The organism is Roseobacter sp. S87 (genome assembly GCF_055693285.1).
Window position 1 is genome coordinate 446,523 of the sequence record NZ_JBVFTR010000004.1, and the last position, 22,015, is coordinate 468,537.

General features: G+C 62.3%; 20 protein-coding genes and 1 pseudogene. 10 read left to right on the forward strand and 11 right to left on the reverse strand.

What is annotated here, in order from left to right:
- Positions 1-36: 36 nt before the first annotated feature.
- From ACZ1HA_RS03035 to ACZ1HA_RS03045, 3 genes are read right to left on the reverse strand one after another with little or no spacing between them, the layout of a single operon-like run.
- Positions 37-2,211 (reverse strand): RNA degradosome polyphosphate kinase, encoded by a 2,175-nt coding sequence (locus tag ACZ1HA_RS03035; RefSeq protein ID WP_472712817.1) that lies wholly within the window; start codon positions 2,209-2,211, stop codon positions 37-39.
- A 43-nt stretch (positions 2,212-2,254) separates the two neighbouring features.
- Complete coding sequence (locus tag ACZ1HA_RS03040; protein ID WP_472712818.1) at positions 2,255-2,935, reverse strand: P-loop NTPase family protein; 681 nt, start codon at positions 2,933-2,935, stop codon at positions 2,255-2,257.
- A 1-nt stretch (position 2,936) separates the two neighbouring features.
- Complete coding sequence (locus tag ACZ1HA_RS03045; RefSeq protein ID WP_472712819.1) at positions 2,937-4,004, reverse strand: AI-2E family transporter; 1,068 nt, start codon at positions 4,002-4,004, stop codon at positions 2,937-2,939.
- Positions 4,005-4,167: 163 nt separating this feature from the next.
- Here ACZ1HA_RS03045 and proS point away from each other — a divergent pair, with 163 nt between their 5' ends.
- From proS to ACZ1HA_RS03070, 5 genes and pseudogenes are all read left to right on the forward strand, one after another.
- Positions 4,168-5,565 (forward strand): proline--tRNA ligase, encoded by a 1,398-nt coding sequence (gene proS, locus ACZ1HA_RS03050; RefSeq protein WP_472712820.1) that lies wholly within the window; start codon positions 4,168-4,170, stop codon positions 5,563-5,565.
- A 69-nt stretch (positions 5,566-5,634) separates the two neighbouring features.
- Positions 5,635-6,018: a DUF2937 family protein gene (locus ACZ1HA_RS03055; protein WP_472712821.1), complete on the forward strand. Its 384-nt coding sequence runs from the start codon at positions 5,635-5,637 to the stop codon at positions 6,016-6,018.
- A 170-nt stretch (positions 6,019-6,188) separates the two neighbouring features.
- Positions 6,189-7,475, forward strand: coding sequence for a lipoprotein-releasing ABC transporter permease subunit (locus tag ACZ1HA_RS03060; RefSeq protein WP_472712822.1), 1,287 nt, complete (start codon positions 6,189-6,191; stop codon positions 7,473-7,475).
- The gene (locus tag ACZ1HA_RS03065) at positions 7,468-8,145 is read left to right on the forward strand and encodes an ABC transporter ATP-binding protein (protein ID WP_472712823.1); all 678 of its coding nucleotides are present in this window, start codon (positions 7,468-7,470) and stop codon (positions 8,143-8,145) included. The genes ACZ1HA_RS03060 and ACZ1HA_RS03065 overlap by 8 nt, the downstream gene beginning before the upstream one ends.
- Before the next feature lie 63 nt (positions 8,146-8,208).
- A pseudogene (locus tag ACZ1HA_RS03070) lies at positions 8,209-9,203 on the forward strand (Ldh family oxidoreductase).
- Here the strand turns inward: ACZ1HA_RS03070 and ACZ1HA_RS03075 are convergent.
- Positions 9,187-9,621, reverse strand: coding sequence for a DMT family transporter (locus ACZ1HA_RS03075; RefSeq protein WP_375228421.1), 435 nt, complete (start codon positions 9,619-9,621; stop codon positions 9,187-9,189). The pseudogene ACZ1HA_RS03070 and the gene ACZ1HA_RS03075 sit on opposite strands and share 17 nt — an antisense overlap.
- 103 nt (positions 9,622-9,724) lie before the next feature.
- Here ACZ1HA_RS03075 and ACZ1HA_RS03080 point away from each other — a divergent pair, with 103 nt between their 5' ends.
- Complete coding sequence (locus tag ACZ1HA_RS03080) at positions 9,725-10,129, forward strand: c-type cytochrome (RefSeq protein WP_472712824.1); 405 nt, start codon at positions 9,725-9,727, stop codon at positions 10,127-10,129.
- Here the strand turns inward: ACZ1HA_RS03080 and ACZ1HA_RS03085 are convergent, their stop codons facing one another.
- Entirely contained in the window at positions 10,130-10,810 is a 681-nt protein-coding gene (locus ACZ1HA_RS03085; protein WP_472712825.1) for a hypothetical protein, read from the reverse strand.
- 149 nt (positions 10,811-10,959) lie between these two features.
- Here ACZ1HA_RS03085 and ACZ1HA_RS03090 point away from each other — a divergent pair, with 149 nt between their 5' ends.
- Positions 10,960-11,361: a c-type cytochrome gene (locus ACZ1HA_RS03090; RefSeq protein ID WP_472712826.1), complete on the forward strand. Its 402-nt coding sequence runs from the start codon at positions 10,960-10,962 to the stop codon at positions 11,359-11,361.
- A gap of 833 nt (positions 11,362-12,194) precedes the next feature.
- On the opposite strand, the gene ACZ1HA_RS03095 is transcribed toward ACZ1HA_RS03090, so the two are convergent.
- Positions 12,195-13,001, reverse strand: coding sequence for a hypothetical protein (locus ACZ1HA_RS03095; protein ID WP_472712827.1), 807 nt, complete (start codon positions 12,999-13,001; stop codon positions 12,195-12,197).
- Positions 12,994-14,952, reverse strand: a complete 1,959-nt coding sequence (gene parE / locus ACZ1HA_RS03100; protein WP_472712828.1) for a DNA topoisomerase IV subunit B — start codon at positions 14,950-14,952, stop codon at positions 12,994-12,996. Before parE ends, ACZ1HA_RS03095 begins: the two co-directional genes overlap by 8 nt.
- A 133-nt stretch (positions 14,953-15,085) precedes the next feature.
- On the opposite strand from parE, the gene ACZ1HA_RS03105 reads away from it, so the two are divergent.
- Complete coding sequence (locus ACZ1HA_RS03105; RefSeq protein ID WP_472712829.1) at positions 15,086-15,694, forward strand: carboxymuconolactone decarboxylase family protein; 609 nt, start codon at positions 15,086-15,088, stop codon at positions 15,692-15,694.
- Here ACZ1HA_RS03105 and ACZ1HA_RS03110 read toward each other — a convergent pair.
- A complete protein-coding gene (locus ACZ1HA_RS03110) occupies positions 15,691-16,086 on the reverse strand; it encodes a hypothetical protein (RefSeq protein ID WP_472712830.1) in 396 nt (131 codons plus the stop codon). The genes ACZ1HA_RS03105 and ACZ1HA_RS03110 overlap by 4 nt on opposite strands.
- A 32-nt stretch (positions 16,087-16,118) precedes the next feature.
- Positions 16,119-17,402, reverse strand: a complete 1,284-nt coding sequence (locus ACZ1HA_RS03115; protein ID WP_472712831.1) for an alpha/beta hydrolase family protein — start codon at positions 17,400-17,402, stop codon at positions 16,119-16,121.
- 198 nt (positions 17,403-17,600) lie between these two features.
- Here ACZ1HA_RS03115 and ACZ1HA_RS03120 point away from each other — a divergent pair, with 198 nt between their 5' ends.
- Together ACZ1HA_RS03120 and ACZ1HA_RS03125 are read left to right on the forward strand one after the other, a co-directional pair.
- Positions 17,601-18,980 carry an MATE family efflux transporter gene (locus ACZ1HA_RS03120; RefSeq protein ID WP_472712832.1) on the forward strand — a complete coding sequence of 460 codons (1,380 nt, stop codon included), beginning with the start codon at positions 17,601-17,603 and terminating at the stop codon, positions 18,978-18,980.
- Between the two features lie 51 nt (positions 18,981-19,031).
- The gene (locus ACZ1HA_RS03125; RefSeq protein WP_472712833.1) at positions 19,032-20,300 is read left to right on the forward strand and encodes a tetratricopeptide repeat protein; all 1,269 of its coding nucleotides are present in this window, start codon (positions 19,032-19,034) and stop codon (positions 20,298-20,300) included.
- 42 nt (positions 20,301-20,342) lie between these two features.
- On the opposite strand, the gene hutG is transcribed toward ACZ1HA_RS03125, so the two are convergent.
- Together hutG and ACZ1HA_RS03135 are read right to left on the reverse strand one after the other, a co-directional pair.
- Positions 20,343-21,122, reverse strand: coding sequence for an N-formylglutamate deformylase (hutG, locus tag ACZ1HA_RS03130; protein ID WP_472712834.1), 780 nt, complete (start codon positions 21,120-21,122; stop codon positions 20,343-20,345).
- Positions 21,123-21,165: 43 nt separating this feature from the next.
- Positions 21,166-21,999, reverse strand: a complete 834-nt coding sequence (locus ACZ1HA_RS03135) for an NAD-dependent epimerase/dehydratase family protein (protein ID WP_472712835.1) — start codon at positions 21,997-21,999, stop codon at positions 21,166-21,168.
- Positions 22,000-22,015: the final 16 nt, after the last annotated feature.

Genomic DNA, 22,015 nt, shown 5'->3' on the forward strand with positions numbered 1-22,015 from the left:
GGTCAATGCGGCAGGGGGCAGCATGGTAAAAAGCTGTCAGTCTTCAGTGTGGGTGAGTTTGGGCACATCCGAAGCGCCGGCCGATCCGCGCCCTGAGAGGGATGGATTTTCCATAAAGAAGCGGTGGCAGTTGAAAGCAAATATGCCTTCGGGCAGGGGCGGTCTCACAAAGGTGCCATCGGGGTTCATGACCCAGCTCTGGGCCACGTCTGCAAGGTTCGCGGCCATGATCTGGCCCACGATCTGCGCTTTGACAGTGGCGTTGTCGATTTCGACCAGCGTTTCAACACGCCGGTTGAGATTGCGGCCCATCCAGTCCGCTGATGAGATGAACACGCGGGCCTTTTTGTGGGGCAGGCCCGCACCGTTTCCAAAGCAGACAATGCGGGAATGTTCCAGAAACCGGCCGACGATAGATTTGACACGAATATTGTCGCTCAGGCCACGGATACCCGGACGCAGGCCGCAGATCCCCCGTATTACGAGACTGATTTTCACGCCCGCCTGGCTGGCGGCATAGAGCGCGTCGATCACTTCACTGTCGATGAGCGAATTCATCTTGGCCCAGATCACAGCCGGTTTGCCGGCGCGCGCGTGCCCGGCTTCGGCCTCAATCAGTTCCAGAAGCCTTGTTTTTAGGGACATCGGCGAGATCGCGAGGTTGTCCAGTTTCTCCGGCTGCGCGTAACCCGACAGATAGTTGAAGACCTTTGTCGCATCGCGCCCGAGGCGCGCATCGCAGGTGAAAAAGGACAGATCGGTGTAAACGCGTGCCGTGATCGGGTGATAATTGCCCGTCCCGTAGTGCGTGTAGGTGACCAGCTGATTGCCTTCGCGGCGGACAACGGTTGAGATTTTGGCATGTGTCTTGAGGTCCAGGAACCCGTAAACCACATGCGCGCCTGCGCGTTCCAGGCGGCGGGACTGGCGGATATTCGCGGCCTCGTCAAAGCGGGCCTTTAGTTCCACAAGAGCGGTGACTGATTTTCCTTCTTCGGCAGCTTCACAGAGCGCTTCAACAATCGGACTGTCCCGCGAGGTCCGGTACAGCGTCTGTTTGATTGCCACGACCTTCGGATCACGCGCTGCCTGCTGCAGAAAGCGGACGACCATATCAAAGGTCTCATAAGGGTGATGCAGCAGCATGTCCTTGTTGCGGATCGCGGCCAGCATGTCGCCGTCAAAATCAGTGACCCTTTCCGGCACCCGGGGCGTAAAGCTGGGCCAGAGCAGGTCCGGGCGGCTGTCGAGCACCAGTTCGCTGAGGTCCGCAGAGCCGATCATCCCATCAATTTCGATGACTTCCTCGGTGCCCACGCCGAGCTCTTCCATGATGACCGATTTGAGCTTTTCCGGTGCGCCCGCCGAGTGTGTCAGCCGCACGACCTCGCCACGCCGGCGGCGTTTCAGGGCAACCTCAAATTCCCGAACCAGATCTTCGGCTTCTTCCTCAACCTCAAGGTCGCTGTCGCGCAGCACACGGAATTCGAAATGCGCCTTCAGGCGGTATCCTGGGAAAAGCCCCTGCACGTTCATCACAAGCAGTTCTTCGAGCGGCAGGAAACGGTTGTTTCCGTCCGGCGCCGGCAGGGCAATGAACCGGTCAATCTGTGCCGGGATCGGCAGCAGGGCCTGGAGCGGTCGTTTGTCGGATTTCCGTTCCAGCTGCAGCGCCAGGGCATAGCCGGTGTTGGGGATGAATGGGAAGGGATGCGCCGGGTCAATCGCCAGCGGCGACAGAACCGCAAAAACCTGGGTCAGGAACACCTCTTCGAGGTAGGTCCGGTCGGCCTCAGTCAGATCACCGCTGCGCAGTACAGAGATGTTCCTTGCTTCCATCTCCGCCAGAAGCTTCAGCAGAACTTTCTGCTGTGTCTCCATCAGGCTGCGGGCGTTCTGATCGATGAGGACAAGCTGTTCGGCTGGCGTCAGGCCGTCTGAGCCGGGCGTGGTGTTTCCGGCATGTGCCAGCTCGCGCAGACCGGCGACACGCACGGTATAAAATTCGTCGAGGTTGTTGGCAGAGATCGACAGGAACCGAAGACGTTCCAGCAGTGGTACGCGCGGGTTTTCGGCCTCTTCGACAACGCGCCAGTTGAAACCCAGCCAGCTCAGTTCACGGTTAAAGAACCGCGCGGGCCCATCCGGATCAAGATCAGGAAAAGCTGCGGGCTCGGGAAAGTCAGCGGACAGGAAATCGGCGTGGGTCATACAGTCTGTGTGCGAAAAGTGTGTAACGTCACAGTGACAGGTTTCAGTCTGAGGGACCACCTTTGTCGAGTAACGTTGCTGCAAGACTGCGCGAAATGGCGCGTTTACGGGCGAGCGAGGCGGCGTCCAGGGCCGCGACAATATCGCGGGCGCTGGCAAATGACCGGTCGATGCGGCGTACAAGATAGGCAATCAGATCAGGTTTCGGGGTGAGTTGCCGATCCGAAAAGAGTTTGGCCAGAACCGCCGCCAGCAGCGCATCATCCGGTGGTTCCAGCATGGCCGTTGGCGTGCCGGTCAGCCGGCTGGCGAGGTCCGGCAGCGCGATACCCCAGTGCGCTGGCGCGCCCTGACCGGTGAGGAGCAGTGCATTCCCTTCGGCCAGAACCATGTTGTGCAGGTGAAAAAGTGCTGTCTGCGCGGCCGGATCGCCCGCGATACTGTGCACATCCTCGACTGCCACGTGACCCGCTGCAAGAGCCGGGACATCGGCGTTTTCCAGACCGGACGCATCGATAACCTGCGCGCCTGACAGACCCACCCAGACCTGCGTCAGGTGCGTTTTGCCCGCGCCTTCGGGGCCGGACAGCAACAGCTTGCGGCCGGACCACGACTGCCATCTTTCAATCATTGCAATAGCGACTGCGTTCGAGGGGGCGACCAGAAAATCCGCGCGTCCCAGCGCCGGCACACCGGGCAGGTCAAATCCGAGCTGTTCGGCCATGTCAGCTGTCGTCCCGTCCTGCGCGGCCACGGTACAACATGGAATTCTGGTATTGTTCCACGCCGAAACGGGTGATGACCCCCAGCGCTGCGGCCACGGGAACCGCAACCAGCATGCCCACAAAGCCGAAAAGCGCGCCAAAGACCGAAAGGGCAAAGATCAGCCAGACCGGATGCAGGCCAACCGAGCTGCCCACCAGTTTCGGGGTCAGCACGTTGCCTTCGATCACCTGACCGATAACGAAAATTCCGCCAACCAGCCCGATGCTGACCCAGTCGCCCCAGAACTGGAACAGCGCAAGGCCAATGGCCAGGGCGCCGCCAATCAGCGCACCGAGGTAGGGGATGAAGGTCACCAGCCCTGCCACAAAGCCTACGACCAGTCCGAACTGCAGCCCGACAAGCATCAGCGCCACGGCGTAATAGGTGCCAAGGATAAGACAAACTGTGCCCATTCCGCGGATGAAGGCGGCCAGCGTATTGTCGATATCGCTGGCCAGGCGGCGGATGACCGGGGCGTGATCGCGCGGCAGCAGCTGGTCGATGCGCGCCACCATGCGGTCCCAGTCGAGCAGCAGGTACACAGAAACGACCGGCACCACCACGAGCAGGACGACGATGTTCAGCAGAGAGGCGGCTGAGGTCAGCGCTGTTTCCAGCAATTGCGCGCCGCGGCTTTCGATGGTCGCTCCGAGGCTGTTGATCGACTGCCGCACCGTGGAGCCTTCGTCCAGCAGGGTCGGAAAGCGCTCCGTCAGCCAGGTCGTCAGCGTGCGGGCAAACTCCGGGGCAACCTCAAAGAGCTGCAGCGCCTGGCTGACCAGGGTCGGGATGATGAGCAGGGCCATCACCACAAACGCCAGAACACCGGCGATGGTGATGACCGCTGTTGCGGCCACCCGGCTGAGGCCAATGCGTTCTAGGCGGTCAGCGACCGGATCGAGAAAATACGCAATCGCGCCGCCCAGCACAAAGGGCAGCAGCACGTGGCCCAGATACCAGAGCAGGATGAAAAACACCGCTGCGGCAGCGCTCCACCATAACACCTGTTCTCTTGCGGGCAGGGCCATTCCAGTCTCCGGTCTGTACAAAGCTCCACATTGCCCAACCACGCCGGTACTTCAAGAGCAGGGCGCGAAAAACCGCTGGCATCCACGCAGATTGCCTGATTGCGGGGCCGTGCTGATTGGCATAGTCAGGGGCAGAGAAAAACTGACCAGAGGACCCGGTTCCATGCGCCTGACCCGCTACTTTCTGCCCGTACTGCGCGAAAACCCTGCTGAGGCGCAGATCGTCAGCCATCGCCTGATGCTGCGTGCCGGCATGATCAAACAGAATGCTGCGGGTATCTATTCGTGGCTGCCGCTGGGGTTCCGGGTTCTGCGCCGCATCGAGAACATCGTGCACGAAGAACAGCAGCGCGCGGGCCACATCCCGATGCTGATGCCGACGCTGCAGCCTGCCGATCTGTGGCGCGAGAGCGGGCGCTATGACGCATACGGCCCTGAAATGCTGCGCATCCGTGACCGCCAGGACCGTGACATGCTCTATGGTCCCACCAATGAGGAGATGATCACCGACATCTTCCGCAGCCACGTGGGCAGCTACAAGGACCTGCCCCTCACGCTCTACCACATTCAGTGGAAGTTCCGCGACGAGATGCGCCCGCGTTTTGGCGTGATGCGGGGCCGCGAATTCTTCATGAAGGACGGGTACAACTTTGACCTGACCAAAGAAGATGCGCTGCACGCCTACAACCGCCATCTGGTCAGCTATCTGCGCACCTATGAGCGGATGGGCCTGCAGGCAATCCCGATGCGCGCGGACAGTGGCCCCATCGGCGGGGACGACACGCATGAGTTCCTTGTGCTGGCCGAGACGGGTGAAAGTGAGGTCTTCTACGACAGCGCTGTGACCGATCTGACGTTCGGCGACCGTGCGATTGACTATGATGATGTGGCGCAATGCGCGGCGATCATGGAAGAGTTCACCACGAAATATGCGCGCACTGACGAGACACACGACGAAGCGCTGTTCAATGCGATCCCCGAAGAGCGCCGCCGCACCGCGCGGGGTATTGAGGTCGGCCAGATCTTCTATTTCGGCACCAAATATTCCGAAGCCATGGGGGCCACGGTGCAGGGGCCGGACGGCAAACCCACGCCGGTGCACATGGGCAGCCACGGTATCGGCGTCAGCCGCCTGCTGGGCGCGATCATTGAGGCGAGCCATGACGACAAAGGCATCATCTGGCCCGAAGGTGTCACACCGTTCCATTGCGGGATCGTGAACCTGAAGCAGGGTGATGCAGAAGCGGATGCCGCCTGTGATGCGCTTTATGCCTCGCTGAAAGCGCTGGGCCTTGACCCGCTTTATGACGACCGGGACGAGCGGGCAGGCGGCAAATTCGCGACGATGGATCTGATTGGTCTGCCGTGGCGGATCACGGTCGGTCCCCGCGGCCTGAAGAACGGTGTGGTCGAACTGACCAGCCGCCGTACCGGCGAGAGCGAAGAGCTGCCGCCCGAAGAGGCCGTGAAAAAGGTGGCCGCCATCTACTACAGTGGCGCGAAAGAACCCGGCGAGCACGTGGAGATGATGGCGCAGCGCGCCTTTCACACCTACATCTGACCTTTGCGCCAGCCGGCGGGGTCTGGTATGATCCCGCCGATGCCTCCTGAGGGAGAGCAGGAGCAGGGTATGATCCTTCGCGCAGCCATTTTTGCGGTCAGCCTCAGCGGAGCGCTGGGTGCCGCGCAGTTTCCCGCGTTTTCTCAGCAGTACCTGCAGCGTCTTGGTGGCGCTGTCGATGCGCTGGAACAGGTGGTCGCTGATTTTGATGCGTCGGCGGTTGCACTGGGTCTTTCCCGGGAAGAGGCGCTTGCACAGATGAGCGGTTCTGCCTTCGTGGAAGCGCGGCGCGCGGATATGCAGCGTACATTTGAGCGGCATGCGGTGCTGCGCGCAGACCTCACAGTACTGAGCGGTCATGGCCCCTTTATGCGCGCCTACCACGCGGCCCGGCTGACCGATGGCGAAGTGGCGCGGGGGCGTGGTCTGCATTCCGACCGTCACTGCCGCTGACACCGGCAACAGGCATTTTTGCGCTGACGGGTTTTTTCGTCACCTGGCTCGCGCTGCGCGGCATGCTGTGGCTGCTGCCGGCCAGCAGACGGCATCCGGCCCCAAAGCCTGCTTGACGCTCCGGGGTCAAAGCCCCACGTTGCGCGACAACACGCCCTGCAGGACAGCCCATGGCCCGACGTACCGCCCCCTTTGCCGCCTTTGAATGGATGATCGCCTGGCGATACCTCCGCGCGCGCCGCGCTGAGGGCGGTGTCAGCACCATGACCTGGATCAGCCTTATCGGCATTACGCTCGCCGTCTTTGCGCTGATCGCGACGCTGGCAGTGCGGTCGGGGTTCCGGGCCGAGTTTGTGGGCACCATACTCGGTGCGAACGCCCATGTGACCGTGTATTCGCTGGGCGAGGTCACATCAGCCGGGCGGATTGACCGGACGATCCGCGAGTACGACGCGCTGGCCGACCGCCTGCGCGACGTACCGGGTGTCACCCGCGCTGCCCCGCTGATCCGGGCGCAGGTCATGGGTGCCGGGCAGGGCAGTAATGCCGGCATCGACCTCTATGGCATCAGCGGCGATGATCTTCGAACGCTGCCGGGCATTGCGGATGCCGAAGCGTCGCTGGGCGATATCAATGCCTTTGAAGACGGGATCGCGCTGGCTTCCGGACTGGCGCGTGAACTGGGCGTGGGGATCGGCGACCGTGTGAGGCTGATCTCGCCTGACGGGGTCAAAACCGCCTTCGGCACGTCGCCGCGCATCAACGCCTATGACGTCACCTACATCTTCTCGGCCGGGCGGTACGACATCGACCGTGTACGCGCGTATCTGCCGTTTGAGGAAGCTCAGATCTTTTTCAATCGCGAGGGGCTGGCGGATGAAATTGAAGTGATGGTTGAAGACCCGGAGAATGTGGCTGCCCTGTCGCCGTCTCTGCTGGAGGCCGCCGGTGTCCGCGCGCAGGTCTGGACCTGGCGGGACGCCTCGGGCGGATTTCTGCGCGCGCTGGAGGTCGAGGACAACGTGATGTTCATCATCCTGTCGATCCTCGTGCTGATCGCCGCCATGAACATCGTCTCCGGTCTCATTATGCTGGTGAAGAACAAGGGCCGCGACATTGGCATCCTGCGCACCATCGGGCTGACAGAAGGCTCGGTTATGCGCATCTTCTTTATCTGCGGGGCGGCAACAGGTGTGCTGGGCACGCTGATGGGTGTCATTCTGGGGTCCCTTTTCGCGATATACATTGATCCGATTTTCTCGTTTGTGAACGTGATGATGGGCGGCGGGGTCTGGGATCCGTCGATCCGGGGCATCTATGCACTGCCTGCGGAACTGCACCTCTCTGATGTGCTTTCAGCGGTTGCACTCTCCCTTGGACTGTCGTTTGTGGTGACGCTCTTTCCGGCGCGGCGCGCGGCCCGTCTGAACCCGGTTGAGGCGCTGCGTTATGAGTGATCCGGTGCTTGATCTGCAGGGGGTCACCAAGGCCTACAACGCCGGTAAACCGGGTGAAGTGACAGTGCTGCGCGGCGTTGATCTGAGCGTGCAGCGCGGAGAGGTGGTGGCTCTCGTCGCGCCATCCGGTGCCGGGAAATCCACGCTCCTGCATATCGCCGGGCTGCTGGACACACCGGATGCAGGCCATGTCCGCATCGCGGGCGAGGAGATGACCGGGCGCGGTGATGCGCGGCGTACGGCGGTGCGCCGGGCAGATGTTGGTTTTATCTACCAGTTTCATCATCTGCTGCCCGAATTCACCGCGCAGGAAAACATCGTCCTGCCGCAGCTTGCCAATGGCGTGGGTCAGGCGGCTGCCGGGGATCGTGCTCTTACCCTGCTGGAAACTGTCGGTGTTGCCGGGCGGGCCACGCACCGGCCTGCCGCCCTGTCGGGGGGCGAACAGCAGCGGGTGGCCTTTTGCCGGGCACTGGCCAACGGCCCCGCATTGTTGCTTGCAGACGAACCAACGGGCAACCTGGACCCCGCCACATCCGATCAGGTGTTTGACGCCCTTATGACACTGGTGCGGGACACGGGGCTTGCTGCTGTGATTGCGACACACAATCTGGACCTGGCCGCACGCATGGACCGGCAGATCAGACTGGAAAATGGACTGCTTGTCTGAGGTCCCGGTGCTTGACGTTTCCGCAGGCTTGCGCTCAATCTGCGCACCTGTGGGAGAAAGACAATGCCATCAGTTGACGTCGCCAGAATTGAGGAAGTGACAGCCGAGGCGCTGCGGCGCCATGGTGCCGAGCCCTTTGCCGCCGCAGAGGTCGCCCGCGCCGTAGCCGCGGCCGAAGCGCATGGTAACCGGATCTGCGGGCTCTACTATGTGGAAAGCTACTGTCTGCAGCTGCAGACCGGTCGCGTGGACGGCGCCGCAGTACCGGTGGTGACAGCGCCCAGGCCCGCTGCCATTCACGTCGACGCTGCCTATGGATTTGCCCAGCCGGCTTTCGCCCATGGCCTGACACCGGCTCTGGATGCTGCGCGCCAGTTCGGTACGGCAACCCTTGCCGTCGCGCATGCGCACACCTGTACTTCGCTGGGCTATTTCACCGAGCAGATTGCGCGGGCCGGCATGATCGGGATCGGGTTCACGAATGCCTCGCCGATTGTAGCCCCGCCGGGGGGCGCAACCGCGTTATCGGGACCAACCCGATCGCGTTTTCTGTGCCGGATGGCGAAGGCGGTCTGGCCATGCAGTTTGACCAGTCGACCACCACGGTTGCCCTGGGCAAAATCACGATGGCCAAGGCCACCGGCAAATCCATTCCCGAAGGCTGGGCACTGGACGCCCAGGGGCAGCCAACCACGGACCCCGAGGAAGCCCTTCAGGGATCACTGGTTCCAATGGGCGGATACAAAGGCTGGGGCTTTGGTGTCATGGCCGAAGTTCTGGCCGCGGGCCTGACCGGGTCCGTGTTGTCCCGTAACGTAAAACCGCTCAAGACGCCTGACGGACCGCCCCACGATCTGGGGCAGTTTTATATCCTGCTTGACCCTGACGTTTCGCCAGAGTTTGGCGGCCGTTTCGATGCGCTCGCCGCAGCTGTGTCCGCAGATGGCGATGGCCGGTTGCCCGGACAATACCGTGAGGCCGCTGAGCGTGTCGACGTTGCAGACAGTGTCTGGCGCAGGATCGAAGAACTGGCGCTGGGGCCTAAACCTTCTGAGTGACAAAGACCCCGGCGGCCATCAGTGCGATACCGGCAGCGCGCGTCAGATCGAGCGGGGCGACGCGTGCGCCGAAGAGCCCGAAGTGGTCGATCGCCGCGGCGCTGATCAACTGACCCAGCAGCACGAAGAACACGGCATTGCCGACACCGAAAACCGGTGCAATCCAAGTGATGCTGAGGACATAAAATGCAATCAGAACACCGGCGAGCAGCAGGTGTTTTGGTGCCTGGGCCACCTTGGCGAGGGCCTGCGGGCCGGTTGAGATCATCACCACCAGGCACGATACAAAGGCGATGGTGAACAGTACGGTCGCTGCCGCCGCCGGGGACCCGATGCGCTGGCCCAGTGCTGCGTTCAGGGCCGCGAGCATCGGGATGCCCACACCGGCCAGTGTCATGATGATTGCGTATTGGGCCATTGGGGGATCCTTTAACCTGACTTTAATCAGAACATGGCCTCCTGTGGCGGCGTCAGCAAGCCCGTTTGAGGGCCCGCAGAAATTTCCAGGAGGTACCTTACCCGTGCTGCGTCGTGTATCCTTTTCCGTCCTGAGCCTTGCGCTGGCTCTGGCGGCCTGCGGGCCGGGGGAGAGAGATCTGGAGCGTGAGGGTGCTGCGCTTTTCGCATCAAACTGCGCCATCTGCCACGGTGGCGATGCGCGGGGCGGCGGGGGTGCAGGCGTGCGGGGGCTCAGCAAAACGCCCGCGGATCTTACTGTTCTGTCCCGGAATGCAGGGGGCGTTTTTCCGGATGCCAAGGTTCTGGCGATCCTAGATGCCTATGCTGCAGGAAAACAGGTCGGGCGGCCAATGACCCCGCTGGTTGCGATGGAAGACACCCGTCGGGCGCGTCTGCCGGGCATGTCGAGGGCACCGCGTGCGCAGGCTGCGATTGTGGCCTGGCTGCGGTCGGTGCAGGTGCCCTGATCAGCTGCAGATGCCGTTGATTTCCACGCCTTCCCAGGGCAGGCCAACCGCATAGGGCCGCGACTGCGGCAGATCCTGTACAGGCATCGCCTGTGAAATCAGCGCGTGCAGCCGCGCCGTGCGGGGGGCGCCGGGATCGAGCGCCCGGCAGCAGACGAATTCTTCGACGATGGTGCCCTGCTGTTCATAGCCGTAGTCTTCGAACCGGGTTTCCGTTTCCAGATCAAAGAGATAGGGATCACTGGCGCCACGGTGCTCGAAGGCCGCGCGCAAAGGGGTGTACCCTGTCTCGCGCCGGTTCTGCCACTGCCAGACGTGGGTCAGTTCGTGAGCCAGCAGCATGGCGGCGACAAGGCCGATGCGGTCGGGGTAGTCGGGCAGGTAGTCATCAAGGTACCAGTCCCGATCAAAAAGTACGCGGTTGTACAAAGCCACTGCGGCCGGCTTGGAGGTCACCACCGCGTCAGTGATGGGCGGCAACAGCCTCTCGCGGCAGGTGGTGCGGGGCCGGGCGGCACGCCGGAACGTCACCGCGCGGGTCGGCGCGCCATCGACCAGACGCACACGCTCTACATCCAGTTCGTCACCGTGAATGGTGCGGGCGAAGGCAATTTCAGTGTCGGTCAGGGGACGGCCACAGGCGGTCAGAACAATCAGACAGGCAAACAGAAACAAACGCATAAACCATCAGTGCCGAAAGCCCGGGCGGCAATCAAGTCACGGTTGAATTCATCACACGGATTTCATTGCACGGGCGGCCGGTTGATCCGGATCAAAGCGCGCGCCCGGGTTTTGTGGCACCCTGAGTGACAGAGCATAAGGAGCTGATTATGAAGAATTTTACAGCTATTCTGAGCGCCGCAACGCTGTTGGCGGGGGCGGCCATGGCGCAGGACGCGGTGATCGGGGCCGAGCTTTATGCGCGGCACTGTGCGACCTGTCACGGCGAGGAAGCGCAGGGCGGCGGGCCGCTGGCACCGGCGCTGCTGCTGCAGCCACCGGACCTGACCAAGCTGACCGAACGGCACGGCGGCACGCTGCCGGTGGCGCGGATCGTGATGCGCATCGACGGGCGGGACCCGCTGGTGAGCCACGGCTCGCCCATGCCGGTTTACGGCGAGTTTTTTGAGGGCACGGATGTGATCCTGAAGGCGGAGACCGGGCAGCCGGTGCTGACCTCGCAGCCGGTGGCGGACCTGCTGGAATACCTGCGCGGGCTGCAGAAAGAGTAACGGAAATCCGGCGGCAGCGTACGCGCAACGGCACCGCGCGGGGGTGGGGCCCCGGGGCGGGCGGGTGCCCGCATCCCCTTTGTTTTATGGGCCAAGGCCCTGTCGGTATCACGTCGGTATAACGTCGGTATTTTGTCGGTGCGCGCATCGGTATGAGGCGTTTTGCGCTGGTTTCTTTACCGCGCGGCAACACAGATTGACGCTGTGTGAGGCGGGCGCACGCATGTTTCAGCGCGGTCCCGGGCCTGTGACGCATCGTGACGGCTGGGCCGGTTTTTGTGTCAGACGGGCACCCCCATGTCTGTTGGGATCGCGGGGCATCGGGCTCTGCGGCACGCACCGCACCCCACGCGGGGTGCCTGGAAAGGAGTGCCGGAATGGCCAAAGTAATTCTGCCGACTGTACTTGGATTTGTGTCTCTGATGGGGGTTTGGGCCGCCTTTGAGGTGGTGCATATGATGGCTGCTTAAGCCGTCTGTGCGCGTCCCCTGCCGCCCGTGGATGATGTGCCATGGGTGGTGAGGGGTGCGCCATAGCTTGGGCCTGCTTCCGCAGATGCGGTGCATCGGCTCAGGCTGAACGCCGGACGTGGCGGTTTCTTAGCGGAACTGATGGAAAGGGCCGCGCCTGACCTCTGCCTGACTCCGCAAATGCGGTGCATTCGCTCTGTCAGGTAACGCCGATGCGATGCATCGACTTAGACGGAGGGCGTCTTGCAAACGCTCCAGTGGAGCGTTTGAGCCCGGAGGGATGCGGGAGCATCAGCGGGCACGCAGTGCGTCCTCCCTGGGGGAGGTCGGGCGCTGCCCGAGGCGGGGTCTCGGCCGGATACATCAGTTTCCCCACGTCCTAAAAAGGTTTGGCTCTAGTGTTTTGGTTTCCCTGCGCCGATCTAGTGTATCAATGAGATACAAGTTAAAGTTGCGACCCTCTGCATGTGTGTTGAAGCCCGCGTCGGCCCAACGTAGGGCGGAATGTATCTCATCGTAGCTTGTTTGAGCCGCGTTTATCATGTCCTCTTCTCCGCGGACATAGTCGTAGATTTTGGACAGCTTCGAGTGAAAAACAGCCCAGTTGATTGTAGAATGAGCAAACTCAGGGTTGATACTGTGCTTGACCGAAAACGCCACGCCGCTCAATGTGTTCTTATCGTCCACAATCTCAGTTAGGCGTGACTTCAAAACCTGGTAACTGGAAAATACTGACGCCAGATATTTGGCTGTTTCAGGGTCGGCGTACTCTACGCAATTTCCCAACTCGGCCAAACTCTTGTCAAGTTGCAACCAATCAACTGGAAAGTCCCGGTAGGGCTTCAGATGCCAATTCACCACGCTTCCTACCAATTGATATACTTCTGACAAAGGCACCGGCAGTTTGCTGACTGTCGCCAAGCGCTTGCGGTTTAGTTCGTCTTCCGCGATTGAAAGCGTTGTAGCAACTTGCTTGTTTGAAACATGAAGCGAAACTCCAACCGCAAAAAGTGCAATTGTACCGAACAGGTAATTCTCGAACTTCTCGAAAAACTTCTCCAAACCGGAGGAACCCAGTACAAAAGTTGTTATTCCGACACTTCCAATAAACAAACCGAATGCCAGTCCTTCAATAAACTTCGCCTTTGCGAAGAAAACGCGGCTAGACATCCAGCTCCTCCACGAACTTCGCGTTTTCCTGAATATACTGAAAGCGCAGCTCGGGCTTTTTGCCCATCAGACGTTCCACCAGATCACCGGTTTCCCCCGGCATATCCTCATCAATCGACACGCGGATCAGTTTGCGGGTGGCGGGGTCCATGGTGGTCTCTTTGAGGTCCTTGGCGTCCATTTCGCCCAGGCCCTTGAAGCGGGAGACATCGATTTTGCCTTTGCCGCCCAGCCCTTTTTCCAGCCAGGCGTCCTTCTCCGCTTCATCCAGGCAATAGACCCGTTTCGCCCCCTGCGTCAGCCGGAAGAGGGGCGGGCAGGCGAGATAGAGGTGGCCCGCGTCAATGAGCGGGCGCATCTGGGTGAAGAAAAACGTCATCAGCAGCGAGGCGATATGCGCGCCGTCCACATCCGCGTCGGTCATGATGATGATCTTGTCATAGCGCAGATCGTCGAGGTTGAATTTGGTGCCCATGCCCACGCCCAGGGCCTCGCAGAGATCGGAGATTTCAGCGTTTGAACCCAGTTTGGAGGAGGCCGCGCCCAGTACGTTCAGGATCTTGCCCTTGAGCGGCAGCAGGGCCTGGGTGTTGCGGTTGCGCGCGCCCTTGCCGGAGCCACCGGCGCTGTCGCCCTCCACGATGAAGAGTTCGGTGCCCGCGCGGTCCTTGGACGTGCAGTCAGTGAGTTTGCCGGGCAGGCGCAGCTTTTTGGTGGCGGATTTGCGCGCGGTTTCCTTTTCCTGGCGGCGGCGCAGGCGTTCTTCGGCGCGCAGCACGAGGAAGTCGAGGATGGCGCCGGCGGATTTCGTGTCGGCGGCGAGCCAGTTGTCGAAGTGGTCGCGCACGGCCCCTTCGGTCATTTTCTGTGCGGCCTCGGTGGAGAGGCGGTCCTTGGTCTGGCCCACGAAGGCGGGGTCAGCGATGAAGCAGGAGACCAGCGCGCAGCCACCTGAGGTGAGGTCCTCGCGGGTGATCTGGGCGGCCTTTTTGTTGTTGGCAAGCTCGCCGTAGGCTTTGATGCCCTTGAGGATCGCGGCCCAGAAGCCCGCGACATGGGTGCCGCCTTCGGGCGTGGGCACGGTGTTACAGTAGGACTGGATGAAACCGTCGCGCGAGGGTGTCCAGTTGATGGCCCATTCGACCTTGCCCGCCTGGCCGAATTTCTCTTTGAAATCAACGGTTCCGGCAAAGGGTTTTTCGGAATAGGTGGTGGCGCTGCCCAGGGTTTCGCCAAGGTAGTCAGAGAGGCCGCCGGGAAAGTGAAAGGTGGCCTCGGTCGGTGTTTCGCCGTCGTTGATCGCGGATTTCCAGCGGATTTCGACGCCCGAGAAGAGATAGGCCTTGGAGCGGATGCTCTTGAAGAGGCGCGCGGGTTTGAAGCGGTGCGCGCCAAAGATTTCGGCGTCCGCGTGGAAGGTGACGGTGGTGCCGCGGCGGTTGGGGGCGCTGCCCACTTTTTCGACGGGACCCAGCGGCAGACCGCGCGAGAAACGCTGTTCAAAGATCTCCTTGTTGCGTGCGACCTGGACGACCATGGAATCCGACAGTGCGTTGACCACGGAGGCGCCCACGCCGTGCAGACCGCCTGAGGTTTCATAGGCTTTGCCGGAGAATTTGCCGCCCGCGTGCAGTGTGCAGAGGATCACCTCGAGCGCGGATTTGTCCGGGAACTTGGGGTGCGGGTCGATCGGGATGCCGCGGCCGTTGTCGCGGATGGTCACGGCGTAGTCCTCGTGCAGTTCGACCTCGATGCGGTTGGCGTGGCCGGCGACGGCCTCGTCCATCGAGTTGTCGAGCACTTCGGCCACCAGGTGGTGCAGGGCGCGTTCGTCGGTGCCGCCGATGTACATGCCGGGGCGTTTGCGCACGGGCTCGAGGCCTTCGAGCACCTCGATGGAGGAGGCGTCATAACCTTGGGTTTCGGTGCCGGACAGCAGATCGTTGGGCATGAGCTCGGGCCTCTTTTTGGTGATTGGCGCGAGTATGGCAGAGGGGCCCGGTCGGGGGAAGGGCCTCGCCCTTTTCATATGCGCCAAAAGCGGGTCAGATGCGCGGGAAAATGGTTAACGGAAAGGCGGGCGGATGACCTGGATCACAACGGTGCCCTTTGAGGCCGCGACAGGGCGGCTGAAGCGGCTTTATGAGCGGATCAAAGGGCCCGGAGACAATGTCGACAACATCATGATGGCGCATTCCCTGCGGCCGCACACGATGGAGGGTCACATGACCCTGTATAAGTATGTGCTGCACCATTCAGCGAATACTGTGCCCAAGTGGTTTCTGGAAGCGCTGGGGGTCTGGGTGTCGCATCTGAACCGGTGCGATTACTGCGAGCGCCACCATTTTGCCGGCATGCGGCGGCTGGTCGGAGATGATGCGCGGTCCGACACGCTGCAGGCGGCGATGCGTCTGGGGGTTGTCGGGGCCATGCCGCTGAGTGCGGCGGAACAGGCGGCCATGCGGTATGCCCGCAAGCTGACCGAGGCACCGGGCGATATCAGGCAGGCGGATGTGCGGGCGTTGCGGGCCAGCGGCTGGGACGATGGGCAGATCCTGGAGATCAACCAGGTGGTGTCGTATTTTGCCTATGCCAACCGGACGGTGCTGGGTCTGGGATGTTCGACCGAAGGGGACATTATCGGCCTCAGCCCCGGGAATTCAGAGGACCCGGACGACTGGGGGCACCGTTAAATGTCGCTGCTGCCCGCGGGCCACCGCCAGGCGATCGCGCCCAGGTAATTGCCGCTGCCGCAGGCCACAACGGTGGTGCGGCGCGGCCCCCATCCATCGGCGCGGCGTATCCTGGGCGTGGCGCTGCGGGTGCGTGCCCGGGCGCGCAGGCCGGTGAGTGTAATCACCAGAAATTCGCCTTCACCGGCGCGGGGGATCGTGTCGATTGTCTGCCAGCCGTTCTCAAGTGCTTCGGCCAGCAGCTCAAAGGGATCCACCCGTCGTTTGCTGATCGTATCTTTCACGTCGCGTACCCCGCCCCGCTGCGCAGGCAACAGGCCGGCGTCAGCAGAGCATCCCTGAGCCTGGTGCATTTCCGGGGGAATGTCCATGCGGGCCGGGCGCGCAGACACCCGTGCCGCCTGATCCGGGAATCGCGCAGAAACTATTCGCCTTCCGCGAGCGTTTCAAACCGGAGACCACGGGCGGTGCGGTCCGGAAAACCGGCCCAGTAGGTGTGATCATCCGTCGGCAGGGCCTCTTCATCAAGCGCGGTCACCCCGTCATCAGAGGAGGGGATCAGGTCGAAGTAGGGCCGCCGCGAGACGTCGCCGCGCAGATGCAGATCAAAGAAGGCCGTCGAGAAATGCTGAGCGATGTTGTTCATGCGGACCGTGTCCCAGACCGGATCGGCATAATGCTCAAAAGGCACGAAATCGAGGCTCTCCACCGGTTCCCAGCTTTCGCGTGGCGCGGGGATCGGGGCTGCGGCGTTGTGGTTTGCGTGGTTGAAGGTCAGCAGATGCCGTTCAGTGCCGCGCGCCTCCTCAAAGATCGAGCGGATGGCGCCATAGACGGATACATCATCCGAGCCGCCCGCCATGATTAGCGTCGGTTTTTCCAGCCCGGCCAGGGTGTTGGCGTCCCAGAAACCGGCATTGCGGCCCCATGGACCAATGGCGATCAGCGCTTTGACGCGCGGATCAATCAGCGCAGCGTGGCTCTCGCTGCCGGAGAGGTGCTGCGTCAGAAGGCCGTTGGGCGTACCCCAGCTGTATTCGGTCGAGGCCTGTGTGACGCCCGCGCCGCCAAACACAAGAGCGCCGTAGCCGCCCATGGAATAGCCGATGACCCCCACAGCGGAGGTGTCCGTGATCGAGCCCAGGTGGCTTTCAAGCGCTTCCATCTGGTCAATAACAAAGCGCTGGTCCAGCGGCCGGTGCAGCAGCGTGGAGCCAAAGGCCGCCTGATCGGAATAGGTGCTGTCGCGGTGATCAATCGCCACAGTGACATAGCCCTTGGAGGCGAGGTTTTCGCCCAGATGTGACATCAGATAGCGGTTCCCGGGATAGCCGTGACTGATCACGATCAACGGGTAGGTTTCGCCCATCGCTGGTTCCGCATCGCGTGCTGCGCGCCCGGTCAGCGTCACTTGAGTCTGACCGTCCCGCAGCACCGTATCGTAGGAGCCACCGGGTTCTGTGCCGTCGGCCGCGGGGTACCAGACCTCGACGGTCAGTTCGCGGTCATAGCGCGGGATGTCGTCGCCGCTGATGGCCAGCACGTCAATCTGATCGGGGTTCACAAAGCGCAGGGTCTGCACCCCGATGGGCAACGTACCATAGGGGGCCAGCTCAGGCGCGTCCGGGCGGATTTCATCCACCGGATTGGCCAGGGCTGCCGGGGCGGCCAGAAGGGCGAGGGCTGCTGCAAAACGTGTGCGGCTCATCATTACAATCCTTGTCTGTGCCTGCTGCCGGCACCGGAATTCTACCGCAGATTGACAGGTTTCGGCCACAGATCAAGCACTTATGACCCGAAAACGCAAGGTGGCCCGGGCGCGGCAGGCGCGGTCACAGGGGTGCGGGGACGCAAAGCAGCGCAGGATGCCTCTTTTCCTTGTGCGCGGGCAGGCGTAAGGCAGGGTATGGCCACCCAGATGACATATCCCGATCACAGCCGCGCGGTCCTGCGGCTGGGCCTGCCGCTGGCCGGCGGACATCTGGCGCAGATTGCGATCGGTGTGACCGATACCGTCATGCTGGGCTGGTACGGTGTTGACGCGCTGGCGGCGGTGACGCTGGGGTCGACGTTCTTCTTTACGCTGATGATTTTCGGCTCGGGTTTTGCCTGGGCGGTGATGCCGCTGGTGGCGTCCTTTGTGGCTGAAGACGACGAGACGGGGGTGCGGCGTGCGACGCGCATGGGTCTGTGGCTGAGCATCGGTTTTGCACTGCTGGCGCTGCCGCTGATGATCTGGTCGGAGCCGGTGCTGCTGTTCACCGGTCAGGAACCGGGGGTGGCAGCTGATGCCGGGGCCTATCTGCAGATCGCCGGTATGGGGATTTTCCCGGCTCTGCTGGTGATGGTGCTTAAATCCTACCTGGCCGCGCTGGAACGCACGCAGATCGTGCTCTGGATCACGGTGCTGAGCGCTGTGGCCAACGGTGTGGCCAATTATGCGCTGATCTTCGGGAACTGGGGTGCACCCGAGATGGGGATTGCGGGGGCTGCTGTGGCCTCTGTGGTGAGCCATCTGGTGTCGCTGGCGGGCGTGGTCATCTATGTGCGCGTGGTACTGCCGGAGCATGCCCTGTTTCAGCGGCTCTGGAAGGTGGACCCGCAGATGCTGGCACGCGTTTTCCGTCTGGGCTGGCCGATCGGACTGACCAGCCTGTCGGAGACCGGGCTGTTTGCCGCATCAGCGCTGATGATGGGCTGGCTGGGCAAAGTGCCGCTGGCCGCACACGGGATTGCGGTGCAGCTGTCGGCGGTGACGTTCATGCTGCACGTGGGGCTGAGCAATGTCGCTACGATCCGGGCGGGCAACGCGCTGGGCCGCCGCGATCCGGCGCATATGCAGCGCGGGGCGATCACGGTGACAGTGCTGTCGCTGATCACCGCGGCGCTGACGATTGTGCTGTTTGTCGCGCTGCCGGAGCCGCTGCTGTCGCTCTTTATGCAGCGCGATGAGCCACAGCGAGATGCTATTCTGCAGATCGGGACGCTGCTGCTGATCACGGCGGCCTTTTTCCAGCTGGTGGACGGGGCGCAGGTGATCGCGCTGGGTCTGCTGCGCGGCGTGCAGGACACGCAGGTGCCGATGATCCTGGCAGCCGTCAGCTACTGGCTGCTGGGCATCCCGTGTTCCTACATTTTCGGGTTCTGGTTCGGCTGGGGTGGCGTGGGCGTCTGGCTGGGGCTGGTGGTCGGTCTGGGGATGGCGGCGCTGCTGCTGTCGCTGCGGTTCTGGGGGTCTGCGCTGCCGGGTTTCCGCGCGGAGACGGCTGGCGCACAATCTGCTTGACCGGCGGCAGGACCCCGCCCAGTCTCTGACGCGACACGCAGGGAGGCGCGGATGTACAGAGACGGCTACGATAACCCACTGACAACAGGGTCTGCACGGGCGGCGGAACTTTATGCGGAGGCATCCGGTGTCATGCTGGCCGGAGAATCCGGAATGATCCCCGCTTTTGAGGCAGTTACCCGGGAGGATGCCGGGTTTGCGCTGGGCTGGGTGGGGCTTGCGCGGGCGCACCACGCCTTTGGCCTGGGGGCCGGAGCGCTGGCCGCGCTTGAGCGGGCTGAAGCGCTGACAGACGGGCTTACCGCGCGCGAGGCCAGCCACATCAACGCCTTTGCGCTGCTGCTGCGCGGGCAGGGTCCGCAGGCCTACCGGGCCATCCGGGAGCACGTTGACACATGGCCGCGTGATGCGCTGGTCGCACAGACCTGCTCGTCTGTTTTCGGGCTGATCGGGTTTTCGGGACAGCCGGGGCGGGAGGCAGAGATACTGGCGTTTACTGCCGGACTGATGCCGCATTATGGCGATGACTGGTGGATGACCAGCCAGTACGCCTTTGCTCTGTGCGAGACCGGGAATATCGAAAAGGCTGATCAGATGATCGACCGGGCGCTGGCGCAGCGCCCCCGGAACGCCCACGGCGTGCATGTCCGCAGCCACATCTGGTACGAAGCAGGTGCCACGGAAGAGGGTCTGAACTACCTCAACACATGGCTGCAGGACTATGAAAACGATGGGATAATGTATTCCCACCTCTACTGGCATGCGGCGCTGTGGTCGCTGGCTCAGGGAGACACGCAGGCAATGTGGGACCGGGTTGATGCGGCGGTGTCACCGGCAAGCGGTTCGACCAGCCCGGCGATCAACATTCTGACAGATACGGCCTCTATCCTGCACCGTGCCACACTGGCGGGTGTGGCCGTTGACGCAGAGAGATGGAAAGGCGTCAGCGCCTTTGCCCGGCAGGCGTTCCCGGCGACAGGCAACGCCTTTATCGACGTGCACGCAGCACTGGCCCATGCCATGGCGGGCGACAATGCAGCGCTGGAACAGATCATCACCAGACCTGCTGGACCAGCGGCGGACCTCGTACCCGACCTGGCTGCCGGATACCGCGCTATGGCCGCCGAAGACTGGTCATCGGCCGCCGGATCCATGATGCGCGCCATGGCCGATCTTGCCCGGATCGGTGGCAGCCGGGCACAGCGGGATATGGTGGAGCAAAGCCTGCTGACCTGTCTTGTGAAGGCCGGCCGTGCGCAGGAGGCGCGCGACATTGCATCGCTCAGACGGCCACTGCTGGCAGAGAGTATCGCCGCCTGAAGTAATACATGAGTAAATTCCGTCAGGCCATTGAATGTAAATTCAGAATTTGAATTCGGCTGCTTCTTCAAGAAGCTCTTCGAGAAGCTCCCGCAGGCGGTTGGCCTTGCGGTCATGATAGGCCCAGGGCGGCTCTTCTGCGGACAGATAAGTGCTCTGCGAAATCTCCAGCTGGATGGCATGAACGCCCTTTGCCGGATCGCCATACCGGCGGGTGGTCCAGCCGCCGCGGAAACGGCCGTCTGTGACGGTGCTGTAAAGTCTGTCTGACCGGCATATCTCGGCGATCCGCGCGGACAGCGCCGGCGCACATGCCGTGCCATCCGCCGTCCCGATGTTCAGATCGGGCAGATCGCCGGCAAAAAGGTTGGGCACACGCGAACGGATTGAATGGCAGTCCCACACAATGGCGTAGCCGTACTGCGCCTGCACCCGCGCAATCTGCAGGCTCAGGGCGGCGTGATAGGGCACGTGGTACACAGCCTTCAGGCTCGACATCTCGCGCGGGGTGGGCTGGCGTTCCCAGATGGGAGCGCCGTCAAAGTCAGTGACCGGGACGAGGCCTGTATTGTGCTGACCGGGATAGAGCGGCTGGCCACTGGGATCACGGTTGGCGTCCGAGACATACCGGTGAAAGTTCGCCCGGACGACGGTGGCGCGCGGTGCCAGCCCCGCATAGAGGCGCTCCACATGCCAGTCCGTGTCACGCAGCATCTGACCGTTGTCATTCAGCCGGCGCCAGTACACCTCGGGAATGCTGGTACTGCTGTGCGGAATCGCCAGGATCAGCGGACTGTCTCCGGGGATAACGTCTACCGGCATGGCACATTCTCCTTTGCCCGGTCGGGGCCGGTCGTGCGGGGTGTCAGGTTTCTTTCTTTGTAGTGTCGATATTCATTACGGAAAGGGCGCTCTGACCGAGGTCGAATTTTGCAAAGGGACCACCGTGGCACATTTCGCCCGGATCGCGGATATCTGCGGGGGGCTCTTTGGCGAGGATGTCTGCCGCGAACTGTTCCGCGTTATCCTTTGGGCGGTACCCCAGAAACGAAGCTTTTGCATTGTCCACGGGCCGCCTGTCATTGTCCGACACACCGTAGATCACCGCAAACCCGGTCGAGGGAGTGTCGATGGCGCGTGTCACCAGCTGGATCAGGTCGTCATAGCTGAGCCAGGATCCCAGCGCACGGGCATTGCCGACGGTGGTGCAGCTGAGGATACGCAGGTGCACGGATTCAAGCCCGCGTTTGTCCCAGTACATCCGGCCCAGATCCTCGGTAAAACACTTGGCGAGACCATAGAAGGTGTCCGGCCGGTGGGGTACTTCGGTGTCAACGCATTCGGCCTTGGGATACATGCCAACCGCGTGGATCGACGAGGCATAGACGATCCGACGCACACCGGTCTGATACCCTGCTTCCCAGATGTTGTAAGAACCGACAAAGTTCGGACCCAGCAGTTCGGGGAAGGGTTTCTCATCCACGATGGCGCCGAAGTGCACCACCATATCCGCACCCTCCACCACAGCAGCGACCTCGTCATAAGAGGCCAGATCGGCCTTCATATAGGTCTCGCCGGGATAGAGCGTGCCGATGTCATCGGCGATATCGGTGCTGACCAGCGCATCGCAGAGTTTCGACAGTGGTTCGCGCAGATATGAGCCCAGCCGGCCGGCGGCACCTGTGAGGACGATTTTCATGTGAGTCTCCTGTTCG